Annotated in this window: 9 protein-coding genes; 4 read left to right on the top strand and 5 right to left on the bottom strand. The window is 54.6% G+C overall.

Going from position 1 to position 12,141, the window contains the following annotated elements; genetic code table 11:
• Positions 1-90: 90 nt before the first annotated feature.
• Positions 91-996, bottom strand: a complete 906-nt coding sequence (locus tag J1779_RS08985) for an NAD(P)-dependent oxidoreductase (RefSeq protein WP_122095303.1) — start codon at positions 994-996, stop codon at positions 91-93.
• Positions 997-1,224: 228 nt separating this feature from the next.
• Between J1779_RS08985 and J1779_RS08980 the strand changes: the two genes are divergently transcribed.
• The gene (locus tag J1779_RS08980; protein ID WP_056770632.1) at positions 1,225-1,596 is read left to right on the top strand and encodes a YebF family protein; all 372 of its coding nucleotides are present in this window, start codon (positions 1,225-1,227) and stop codon (positions 1,594-1,596) included.
• Between the two features lie 60 nt (positions 1,597-1,656).
• On the opposite strand, the gene cbl is transcribed toward J1779_RS08980, so the two are convergent.
• The 3 genes from cbl to J1779_RS08965 all read right to left on the bottom strand — a co-directional run bounded on the left by cbl (position 1,657) and on the right by J1779_RS08965 (position 5,567).
• Positions 1,657-2,616 carry an HTH-type transcriptional regulator Cbl gene (cbl, locus tag J1779_RS08975; protein ID WP_056770637.1) on the bottom strand — a complete coding sequence of 320 codons (960 nt, stop codon included), beginning with the start codon at positions 2,614-2,616 and terminating at the stop codon, positions 1,657-1,659.
• Positions 2,617-2,738: 122 nt separating this feature from the next.
• Entirely contained in the window at positions 2,739-3,683 is a 945-nt protein-coding gene (locus J1779_RS08970) for a 2-hydroxyacid dehydrogenase (RefSeq protein WP_217203589.1), read from the bottom strand.
• 213 nt (positions 3,684-3,896) lie between these two features.
• Positions 3,897-5,567 (bottom strand): fibronectin type III domain-containing protein, encoded by a 1,671-nt coding sequence (locus tag J1779_RS08965; protein ID WP_056770641.1) that lies wholly within the window; start codon positions 5,565-5,567, stop codon positions 3,897-3,899.
• 468 nt (positions 5,568-6,035) lie between these two features.
• Here J1779_RS08965 and glgX point away from each other — a divergent pair, with 468 nt between their 5' ends.
• Positions 6,036-8,318 carry a glycogen debranching protein GlgX gene (gene glgX / locus J1779_RS08960; RefSeq protein ID WP_056770644.1) on the top strand — a complete coding sequence of 761 codons (2,283 nt, stop codon included), beginning with the start codon at positions 6,036-6,038 and terminating at the stop codon, positions 8,316-8,318.
• A 110-nt stretch (positions 8,319-8,428) separates the two neighbouring features.
• On the opposite strand, the gene apbE is transcribed toward glgX, so the two are convergent.
• Positions 8,429-9,478, bottom strand: a complete 1,050-nt coding sequence (gene apbE / locus J1779_RS08955; RefSeq protein ID WP_217203588.1) for an FAD:protein FMN transferase ApbE — start codon at positions 9,476-9,478, stop codon at positions 8,429-8,431.
• A 283-nt stretch (positions 9,479-9,761) separates the two neighbouring features.
• Here apbE and J1779_RS08950 point away from each other — a divergent pair, with 283 nt between their 5' ends.
• Positions 9,762-10,589 (top strand): mannosyl-3-phosphoglycerate phosphatase-related protein, encoded by an 828-nt coding sequence (locus J1779_RS08950; protein ID WP_217203587.1) that lies wholly within the window; start codon positions 9,762-9,764, stop codon positions 10,587-10,589.
• Positions 10,590-10,671: 82 nt separating this feature from the next.
• Entirely contained in the window at positions 10,672-11,892 is a 1,221-nt protein-coding gene (locus J1779_RS08945; protein WP_056770652.1) for a glycosyltransferase family protein, read from the top strand.
• The last annotated feature ends 249 nt before the right edge of the window (positions 11,893-12,141 follow it).

Raw genomic sequence — 12,141 nt, 5'->3', positions numbered from 1 at the left:
CATCAGTGAAAAGAGGATATCTGTTTGTGACGCTAACACAGCGCTGTTGCGGGTGACCAATAGCCAGATGCTCTGATTTATACTGCGAAGTTATGATTCAAAAGAGTGATTGCCGAGGTAACGGTACACCACCGCCAGATCCTGATCGCCGTAACCGGCACCCACCGCGCCCTGCCAGGTTTCGCTGATGCGTTTCATCACCGGCAAATTCAGCTGACTGCCGGCGTCCAGCGCCAGATTGATGTCTTTCAGCGCCCAGGTCAGTTGCATCTGCGGGGTGTAATCGTCGCTTTTGAACATGTCCATTTTGCCTTTGATGTACGGCGCAGCCAGCGGGCCGCCTTCCAGGACGTTCCACAAATCGTCGGTAGAAAAGCCCAGCTCTTCGGCCAGTTGTGTGGTTTCGGCGATGCCTTCCATCATGGCAATCAGCCAGGCATTCACTACAAGCTTCATTTTAGAGGCGCGACCGGCTTCTCCCAGCCATTTGGTGGCTTTAGAGATCGCCGCAAATACCGGTTCGATCGCCGCGCCGGCTTCCCGGTCACCGCTCGCCAGCACCACGATTTGCGCCTGCTCTGCCGGGCCTTTGGTGCCGGACACCGGCGCGTCAAAGAACACCACGTCAGGGCGAAGCTGTGTGATCAGGGCGATTAGGCTTTCGGTGGCGTCCACGCCGAGCGTGCCCATCTGCGCGATAATCCCGCCCTGCTTCAGCCCGGCAAGCACACCGTTGTCCCCCTGATAGATGTCCAGCGACGTCTTGCCGTCGGACAGCATCGTGATAACGACGTCGGCCCCTTCCACCGTGTCACGGGGCGTTGCACCGCGCGTTGCTCCGGCGGCCACCAGATCATCCCCGCGGGATGGCGTACGGTTCCAGACGCGGGTGGTAAACCCTTTTTTGATGAGGTTTGCGGCAAACGCATGGCCCATCGCGCCCAGTCCAAGTACCGCAACAACGGTGGATGGCTGAACAACAGGTTGCTGACTCATGTGTAACTCCTTTTGCTATCAATGTGTGCAATGACGGTATGCTCAAAGGCTAACACCGCGAAGGGCGTGGCGGGACCGGCTTCTGTAACGGAATGCAACAGAAGGGCTGATAATACTTAACCTCTGCTGACCAACTGGCGTAACATACGCGCTTTCCTTCGATAAATAACATCGAATGTTCTGCGCAGTCTATGATTTGGCTGAGAATTTTCAGGAGTAGGAAGCACTATGAGTAAAGTTGTTTTGATCGGAATTATTTCAGTTATCTTCCTGATGATGGTCGTAATGCTCGGCTCAGTTTATGTCTATCCGTGGTGGATGCAGCGTTCAACGGAAGGCGCCTGCGCCCAGATCAGCAAGAGCAACGCCATTGATACCGTCACCCGTGACTACATGGAAAACCGCATCCCGAACTGGGGCAACGATAAAGACAATATGGGTACTTCCGTGCCGGTGCTGAGCTTTATCAGTGATGATGCGAAAGAGGATAAGGGGACCTATCACATTCCGTTCAGCGCGAAAGGTCCGAACGGAACGCTGAGCTATGTGGCGCACTTCAACTGCTCAAATCACTATGTGAAGTATTCGACGGTTGACTGAGTAAAATCCTGCGGGGCGTGTGATGGCGCCCCGCCTGATACTGCCTTTAACGCCGGTGCGTTAAATCTGATAATCGATCACCGTCTCGCTCTCCTGCCCCGATGCAAACACCTTCTCCTTAATGTCATTCACCGACAGCCCCGGATTACACAGCTCGATAAACCGCCAGACATAATTACGCTGAAGCTGCGCCCTTTTCAGCCCGAGCCAGACCGTATTGGCTTCAAACAAATGCTCGGCGTTGATCAGTTGCAGCCCGGTGTCACGCGCCGCTTCGTAGGCTTTATCGGCCAAAATCCCCACGCCCAGCCCCAGTTCAACGTAGGTTTTGATGACGTCAGAATCCTGCGCACTGAGCACAATATCCGGGCTGAGCGCCGCGCGGCTGAAAGCCTCATCAAGACGCGAACGGCCGGTAATGCCCTGACGATAAGTGATCAGCGGTTGTTCACTCAGATGCTGCAAGGTGATCGGGTGCTGTAAGGTCAGCGGATGCCCCTGCGGTACCACGATGGCGTGATGCCAGCGGTAATACGGAAACGCGGCGACTGACGGATCGTTCATCAGCTTTTCGCTGGCGATCGCCACATCCGCCTGCCCGCCGAGCAACATCGCCAGCACTTCCTGAGGAGAACCCTGATGCAGTTCCAGCCGGACGCCCGGATAAATGGCGCGAAAGGCCTTGATGACTTTCGGCAAGCTGTAACGCGCCTGCGTATGCGTGGTGGCGATGGTCAGTACGCCTGCGTCCTCTTTGGAGAACACATCCGCCAGCCGCCGGATATTCTGCGCTTCATTGAGAATACGCTCGGCCACGGCCAGCAACTCTTTACCCGGCTCGGTCAGCCCCAGCAAACGCTTGCCGCGACGGATGAATATCTCGACGCCCAGCTCGTCTTCCAGCTCACGAATATGACGGCTGACCCCTGACTGCGATGTGAACAACATGTTCGACACTTCGGTCAGGTTGTAATTGCATCGCGCTGATTCCCTGATAATTTTGAGTTGTTGAAAATTCACCGCCGTCGCCTCTGTCTGTTCTAAAACCCTATTGTTACGGCCTCGGGCTATGCCAGCCAAATAAGAAAAAGCGGTTACTTATGCTTTTTACGACTATAGAGCGCGGCGGCGCAGGGGCGGATTTACTCAGGCACGGCGGTCAGCACCGGTTTTCCGGCGAAATGCGCGTTCAGGTTAGCGAGCACCAGCGACAGCATGTTTTCGACCGACTCCGGCGAACGTCCCGCCACGTGCGGCGTGATCACCAGATTATCAAGCCGCAGTAATTCAGGCGGCACCTGCGGTTCGCCCTCCACCACGTCGAGCGCCGCACCGGCAATGTGATGGTGCTTCAGGCTGGCGATAAGCGCCGCCGTATCCACCACGCTGCCCCGTGCAATGTTAATCAGAAAACCTTCAGCCCCTAACGCGTGCAGGACATCCGCATCCACCAGCCTGACGGTATTCTTTCCCCCCGGCGTGGCCACCACCAGATAATCCGCCCAGCCCGCGAGTTCGCGTACGCTGCTGAAATAGCTATACGGCGAATCTTCCACCGGCGAGCGATTGTGATATCCGACGGCCATATCAAATCCGGCGGCGGCACGTCGCGCAATCAACGCACCTATATTGCCAAGCCCCACCACGCCGAGCTTTTTGCCCGCCATGCCCGGCACGTTCCAGCGTGACTTGTTCCATTCTCCGCCGCGAACCGCCGCATCAAACTGCGGAATGCGCCGGGTGATCGCCAGCATCAGCGCCAGCGTGTGGTCAGCCACTGACGCATTATTGGTGCCCGGCCCGTGGGTGACGTGAATACCGCGCGCGTTCGCCGCCGCCACGTCGATGTGCTCATATCCCACTCCCTGTGCACAGATGATACTGAGTTGTGGCAACGCCGCCATCTGCGCATCACTCAGGCCGATACTGCCGATGGTGAGTACGGCGCGGATCTGCTGCGCGATATGCGGATCCAGCGTCTCGCGCTGTGCGGGCGTGGTGGCGAAATGCAGGGTAAAACCGGCAGCTTCAAATCGTTCAGGATAACCAGCATCCAGCGGGACGTGGCTGAGCAACGCGATAGTCATTAAGGCTCCTTTCTCTGCGGCAAAGACGACAAAAAGTGTCAGCGCCCGCCCTGTTGGCGGCGGGTCAGCATGAATATCAGCCAATGCTGCGGCCATGTACAGCAGTTAAGCTTTGCAGAATGATGCAGACAAAAAAAAGCCGGTGTGAAGAGTTCACACCGGCGAAGTTACACTGCACAGAAAAAATGACTGACCTCTGACCTGACTGGCGGTTCAGACCGCCTTATGTTGATACGTGGCAATGATCTTGCTGTAGGCGTAAGACTCGGTGCCTTCATAAGTACATTGATACAGGTTGTTGTGATCGCTGGTATGGCACATTTCCAGCCCCTGGTTGTAATCGCGGGTCGCATCCCAGCCGGAGATGGTGCCGAAGTTGTATTTCTTCGCCAGCGTGATCAGCTTTTTCATGTGTTCGACAGTGAAGCTCGGGCCGGTGTCGTTAATGCCAAACATCGGGGTGACACCAATGCGACGCCACAGTTTGGCATCCGACCATTCGGTGAACACGGTTTTGATCTGACGGTGCATCGCCAGCATCGACATTTCCACGCCGGTATACATATCCGGTGGCGGTGCCACGTCGCCGAAGTCCATCGACATGGCGTTGAACAGGGACGGAGAAATCCCGTTTTCATGCACCATCCGGACGAAATCAATACCGAACGACGTCAGGCCCTGTGAATCATCAGACGTTTGCCCGTCTACCGGCAGCGTGAACGCAATCTGCAACTGCGGATTGTTTTTCTGCACCACCGCCATGGTTGCCAGCAGGCGTTTGAGCATTTCAGTCTGCTGCAACGCGCCGCCTTCGATATCGAAATCGATATGCGTCACGGCATAGTTATCCAGCACGCCCTGATAGAGTTCAGCCAGTGCGCCGACATCCGTGATGTGCTCTTCGAGGAAGTTGGAGTTCGCCCCGCCGAAGGAAATCGCCACATCGCCACCTGCGGCGCGGAATGCAGCGATATCTGCTTTGCCGTAATCAGACACAGTGGCATCACCGGTAAATTCCTGACCGTAATCAGAAACATTACCATCGGTGATGGTAACCAGGCCGCCCCAGCAAGGACGGTAATTTGGCGTCCCCTCACCGGCATTCATGTCGGCAGCCGTGATAAAGCCCAGCGTGTAAGCTTTCAGGCCGGAGTCTTTGCCGAAAACGCTCGGACGCGGCGTTGGCCAGCCGGTGAAATCCATAAACGGAGCATGGTTGAAGGAGTAATCTCCCGCATCCGGCAGCGTTTTATCCGTGGTGACATTCAGTACAGAGGATTTCGCCGAGAAGTTACCGGCCAGATCGTAAGCACGAACCTGAACACTGTAAGCCGTTTGCGCGGTCAGGCCACCCAGGGTGATGGAGCTGCTGGTGGTTTTTTGCGTTTTGGCGACTTTGGTTTTGGTATCGGTATAAGTGACTTCGTAACCGCTGACCATCACGTTATCCGTTGAAGGCGTCCAGACCAGGCTGAGGGTCACGGCCCCGGCGGCAACGGCTTTTACGTCAGCCGGCACCGTCGGCGCCTGAGTATCCGCTACCAGATCGGCGGCTTCGCCGTTCACTTTAAAGCTGCGCGGCAGATTACCGATGCTGACACCGGTATTACAGCCAATCATGATAGCAAAACGGCCTTTGCCGCCCGCCGGGATCACGCTGCAATCGTCAATCAGCTTGCCTTTGATCGGGCTGCTCCAGGTTTCAAATTCGAAATTTTGGTTTGCCGAAGCGCTCTGGGTATTGTCGATGGTGAATTCTACTTTTCCGGACGCCAGATCGGTGTCCGTCATATTAAATACGTCAATGAAACACGCCGATGACCAGACATCATCTGCATTTTCCCATGCAGCAGAAACCATATATTTTTGTTTGGTGGTGCTCATAAATCATAACTCCGATTAGTAATGAAGATGGGGGTAAGTGACGGAAAGCAAACGGCAGGCGCGGGGTAAAATTCGTTGTCTCATCGCTCACCGCTGCTTTCTCTGAGGCCAGTATCGGAGCCTGATTTCAAAAGAGAAAATCACACTTCATCAAAAATTTTCGTGAGGAATGAAGGCTTTAATATCAGTCAGTAAAGCCTCTGTGAGTGATTGCCGGTGAGAGGCAAAAAAACCTCATTCAGGAATGTTTGCCGCACGCTGATGCTTGTGCGCAGGACGTGATACCCCTCTTTTTTGTCACGCCGCGGTCACTGATTTTGCGGTTAATCGGCTACCGGTGGGGGAAATGGCGCAAGTGCAACTACACTGGTTTGGTAGCAACAGACAAGCAGCCCCTTGAGCTGCGGATATTTTTCGCTCAATTTTTCAGGATTTATTCTGACTGACCTGCTCAGGAGTGTGAAACGAATGGCAAAACCTCGATCCGGCAAAGTCACCCAACCGACGGCCACCACGGAAGAAGTCCGCAGCGTACCCTCCAATGCTCAGGTCAACATCGCTGTTGATGAGCTGGGCGTGCGCATCATGCATCCTTACAGTGACGGTGAAATCGTCCGAAGCTTTGATTCCGGCCATACCACCCGCGTGCGCGAAGGATTACCGGTTCCGCTCGGCGCAACCTGGGACGGCCTGGGCGTGAACTTCGCCTTGTTCTCCGCCAATGCCACCAAAGTGGAGCTGTGCCTGTTTAATGATGAAGGAGAGCAATACGACGTCATTGAACTGCCGGAATATACCGATGAAGTCTGGCATGGCTATCTGCCGGATGCCCGCCCCGGCCTGCTTTACGCCTATCGCGTGCATGGGCCCTATGCGCCACACGACGGCCACCGGTTTAATCCGGCCAAACTTCTGCTCGACCCGTATGCCAAACAAATTGTCGGCGACCTGAAATGGGATGACGCCCTGTTCGCCTATGACATGCAAAGCGACAAGAAGGATTTACACCTCGACAATACGGACAGCGCCCCTTTCCTGCCAAAATGCCGGGTGATTGACCCGGCATTCTCCTGGGCGCGCTCGCGCAAAAAGCATATTCCGTGGGAAAAAACGCTGATTTATGAAACGCATTTGCGCGGTTACACCATGCGCCATCCGGCGGTGCCGGAGCATCTGCGCGGCACATTTTCCGGGATGAGCACCCCGCACATCGTCGAGTACATCCGCTCGCTGGGGGTAACGTCCGTTGAACTGATGCCGATCCACGCCTTCACCGATGACCGGCACCTGCAGGATAAAGGTCTGCATAACTTCTGGGGCTATAACACGCTGAGCTTCTTTGCCCCGCATCCGCAATATATGGCGACGCACACCGTCAATGAATTCAAGCAGATGATCGCCACTTTCCACGCGGCGGGCATCGAAGTGATTCTGGACGTGGTCTACAACCATACGGCAGAAGGCAATGAGCTCGGCCCGACGCTGTCCTTCAAGGGCATCGACAACGCCAGTTATTACCGGCTGATGCCGGACAATAAACGCTATTACATCAATGATACCGGCACCGGTAATACGCTCAATCTCAGCCACCCGCGTGTGTTGCAGATGGTCACGGATTCACTGCGCTACTGGGCGACAGAAATGCAGGTGGATGGGTTCCGCTTCGACCTGGCGACCATTCTAGGGCGTGAAAGCTATGGTTTTGATGAAGGCTGCGGTTTTCTCGATACCTGCCGTCAGGACCCGATCCTCAGCCAGTGTAAACTGATTGCTGAACCCTGGGATTGCGGCCCCGGCGGTTATCAGGTCGGCGGTTTCCCGCCAGGCTGGATGGAGTGGAATGACCGTTTCCGCGATACGGTGCGCAAATTCTGGCGCGGTGACGAAGGCCAGCTGGCGCAGTTCGCCACGCGGCTTTCCGGTTCTGCCGATCTGTTCAATCATCGCGGCCGTAAGCCTTACGCCTCCGTCAACTTTATTACCGCGCACGATGGCTTCACGCTCAACGACTGGGTGTCGTACGAGAAGAAACACAACGAAGCCAACGGGGAAAACGGCAAAGACGGCAGCGATAACAACATTTCAGCCAACTATGGCGTGGAAGGCCCGACCGACGATCCGGAGATCAGCGAACTTCGCCTGCGCCAGATGCGCAATATGCTGGCGACGCTGCTGTTCTCACAAGGTACACCGATGCTGCTGGCCGGTGATGAGTTTGCCCGTTCGCAAAACGGCAATAACAATGCCTATTGTCAGGACACCGAGATTGCCTGGGTTAACTGGAACATCGGCGATAAAGGCCAGTCCCTGCTGCTGTTCACCTACCGGCTGATCGCCCTGCGCAAGCGATTCCCGATTTTACATCGCGGGCGCTTTCTGACCGGCGCGATCCATGAAAAGCTCGACGTCAAAGACGTGAGCTGGTTCCAGCCGCAGGGGCCGGAAATGACTGATGCCGCCTGGAAAGATCCGCACGCAAAATGCATCGCCATGCTGCTCGATGGCCGCGCCCAGCCCACCGGCCTGCTGCGTCACGGTTCCCTGAGTACCGTGCTGCTGCTGTTTAACGCGTCTCACAAAGACGTGATGTTTGTGTTGCCTTCGGTGGCGCACGGCGAGAGCTGGCGGCATATTTTCGATACCTTCCAGCCTGATGATGTGAACGAGCATAATTTCGATTTCGGACGCGAGTACATCTGTACTTCGCGCACGGTGGTGCTGTTTGAACTTATCAGTACCGCGAAACACTGAACCACGGCGCTGCTTCAGGCATTGAGGATCTGAAGCAGCGTTTCCCGCGCTGCGTGCATTTCTCGCTTATCTCAGTGAAAAAATGACGGCACGCTTTAAGACGATAACGCTTACTGCGGATCTTTCAGATAGGCTTTGAACTGCGGCGACATATAGCTTTTGAAGGTGTCGCCCTCTTTGGTGATCAGATACACCGCCAGATGTTGCTGTTCTGCCAGCGCCAGCGCTTTCTTCGTGCCAAGCACCATCAGACCGGTGTCCCAGCCGTCTGCTTCCAGCGCGGTCGGGGCGATCACCGTCGCCGATACCAGCTTATGGGTGATTGGCGAACCGGTGGCCGGATCGATGATGTGTGAAAGACGTTTGCCGTTCAGTTCGTAATAATTGCGATAACTGCCGGAGGTACTGATGCCCATGCCCTGCAAATCAACAATCGCCTGCACCGCGGTTTCTTTGTCCGTTGGTTTCTGAATTGCCACCTGCCACGGATTTCCCTGCGCATTGTGCCCGCGGGAAACTACCGCGCCGCCCACCGACACCAGATAATTACTGATGCCGTTGCCCTCAACCAGCCGCGCCAGGTGATCGGTCGCGTAACCTTCCCCGACCGTGGAGAGATCAACGTACATGCCCGGCAAGTCTTTTTGCAGATACTGCCCGTCATTTTGCTGGATTACTTTCAGATGCTGTAACCCGATACGCTGACGCGCTGCGGCGATCTGTTCCGGCGTCGGCGTTTTCACCGGCTGTTTGTCCGGGCCAAATCCCCACAAATTGACCAGCGGGCCGACGGTGATGTCCATCGCACCACCGGTTAAGGTGCCGATACGCATTGAGGTGACGATCGCGTCAGCCATCCCGGCACTGATCGGCTGGGGCACGTTGCCCTGATACTGATTGAAACGCGAAAGCACCGAATCCTCTTTGTAAGTCGATAACTGATGGTCGTCCTCTTTGAGCTGCGCTTCAATTTGCTCCCGCAGCGCCGTTTCCCGGTTTTTATCCACGCCTGCCAGACTGACACGATAAAACGTGCCCATGGTTTTACCTTCAATGACCAGCGCACTCTCCTGCGCGGTGGAGCTGCCATCGCAGGCAGATAACAAACTGACGGCGCAAAGTACAAAGGCAGTGCGCGTTAAAACCGGTGTTAAAGACATGAGGAAAGACTCGTCTGACTGCCCGAAACCGGGCAAAAAAAGAAAACGCAATGGTAAAGGATGACATCTAAACCGCAGTGGAACTGACGTAAATTATCCGCATAAACCGCCTGCGGGTAAAGCCGTCTGCGGCTCCGATCTTGCCCGTTACCGTTGCCGGTAAATAATCCTGAAATGGTTAGCCCGGTCATAAAAATCATTTTTGAATCTATACTTAGCTGCTGGAGCAGAAGTGGGTTAACAAAAATGCACGTCTGTTCTGCCACAAAATTGAGGAGAAAGAATGCCGTACCTTGATGATCCCTTAATTATTTTTACTGACCTCGATGGTTCGCTGCTCGACCACCATGATTACAGCTGGCAACCGGCGAAGCCCTGGCTGGACAGGCTTGCCGCAGCGCAGATACCGCTGATCCTGACCACCAGTAAAACGTCCGCCGAAGTGGCGGCATTGCAGTCAGATCTCAAGCTGACGCATCTCCCTTTTATTGCTGAAAACGGTGCCATGATCCATCTTCCGCCAGACTGGCGTGGTCAGGGTCCGATGATGGGTGCGCGCTATGCGGATATCCGCCGCACTCTGGAGGAATTACGCCACCGCTACGATTTTGAATTTCGCGGTTTCGGGGATGTTACGCCAAAGCAGGTCGCCCTCTGGACCGGACTTTCCGAAGCGGATGCTGCGCTGGCGATGCTGCGCGAAGCTTCCGAACCCCTGATCTGGTTTGGTAACGATCTGGATTTCGCACATTTCAAAAAATGCCTCACCCGTGAAGGGCTGGCGCTGACGCGTGGCGGACGTTTCTGGCATGTGATGGGCGTTGATGCGGGGAAAGGCCCGGCGGTGCAATGGCTTTCCGCTGAGTATCAGCGCCAGCGCGGTAAACCGGCGATCAGTATCGGACTGGGGGACGGGCCTAACGATCTCTCGATGCTGGAAGTGGTCGATCACGCCGTGGTCATTAAAGGCCATCACCACCACGAGATGCCGCTGAGCCGTCATCACCCCGCGCAGGTTTATCGCACCACGGAATTTGGCCCGCACGGCTGGGTTCAGGGTTTAGATCATTTTATTTCGTCCCGCCAGCGGGAAATGCTAAATGAAAAATAAGGGAAAGAGTGTCGCGGGAGTGCGTTTCAGATAATTGTTTGTTTCCAATAATTTTATCAATTCTAAAATTGGAGAATATCGAATGAGTGATTTTTATCAGGATGGTGTGATTACTAATTTCCATAATTTGACCAACCGAAAAGTGGAAGAACTGGAATACGATTTGCAGGTTTTTTCGGGACGCCGCTCAATGGGGTTAATATTGCCTTCATTATTTTCAGAACTTGAAGGTCCGGCGCTGACCAAAATTGTCGATGAGCTGACAAAAGTCCCCTATCTGGAAGAAATTGTTATTGGTCTGGATCGCGCAGACCGCGATCAATTTTTATTTGCCCGCGAATTTTTCTCCCGCCTGCCACAGCGCCACCGTATTTTATGGAACGATGGCCCGCGTCTGAAAGCGCTGGATGAAGAGCTTAAAAAAGAAAATCTTTCACCAATGGAACCGGGTAAAGGCCGCAACGTCTGGTTTTGCGTCGGGTATACGCTGGCCTCGCGGCGCACCTCGGTCGTCGGGCTGCATGATTGTGACATTGTCACCTACAGCCGAGATATGCTGGCGCGCCTGATGTACCCGGTGGCAAACCCTAATTTCCATTATGATTTCTGTAAAGGCTATTACGCCCGTGTGGCGGACGGGAAATTCAATGGCCGCGTTGGCCGCTTGCTGGTGTTTCCGCTGCTGAAATCCCTGCAGATTGTCTACGGCCACTCCGATTTCCTCGAGTATCTGCGCACTTTCCGTTATCCGCTTTCCGGCGAATTCGCTATGCGTACTCACGTTCTTAATGACCTGCGTATCCCGAGTGACTGGGGGCTGGAGATTGGCGTGCTTTCCGAACTGCACCGCAATACGGCGACCCGACGCATCTGCCAGGTGGATATCGCCGATAATTACGACCATAAACATCAGCCGATGTCAGAAGATGATGCCACTAACGGTTTGCAGCGTATGAGCATCGACATCACTAAAGCGCTGTATCGTAAGATGGCGATCCTGGGCGTGAATATCACCAGCGAGTCTTTCCGCATTCTGAAAGCCACCTACTATCGCAATGCGCTGGATATGATTGACGGGTTTGAGAATGACGCGCGTATGAATGGTTTGTCTTTCGACCGGCACAGCGAGGAATCCGCCGTGGAGTTGTTCTCCGGCGCCATTATTGAAGCCGGTCAGGCGTTTGTGGATACGCCGAGTGAAAAACCTTTTATCCCAAGCTGGAGTCGCGTGCAGTCGGCGTTTCCCGATATGCTGGATCGCCTTCATGAAGCGGTGGAAAAAGACAACGAAGGTGACGTGTAACCGCCCTCGCTTCCAAAAAACCAAAAATCTCAACGCTGCCCTGGCAGCGTTTTTTGCTTTCAAATCACCGAGTTTATTCGCGAACAAAACAAACAATCGGAGGATGCGCAATAATCGCCGGGTAGCGGGATTTATGGCATAATCCGTGAGCATTTGTCAGTATTCTTAAAGATTAAGTTAAGACGCAGATAATCAAAAAACGGCCTGCAGATAACTCTGAGATGGGTTTGTTTAGATTCAAACAAATTA

It is taken from the genome of Rahnella rivi (assembly GCF_019049655.1).
GTDB classification, from domain to species: domain Bacteria; phylum Pseudomonadota; class Gammaproteobacteria; order Enterobacterales; family Enterobacteriaceae; genus Rahnella; species Rahnella rivi.
Note: the sequence above shows the minus strand (reverse complement) of the source record. Positions and strands in the feature narration are given on the sequence as shown.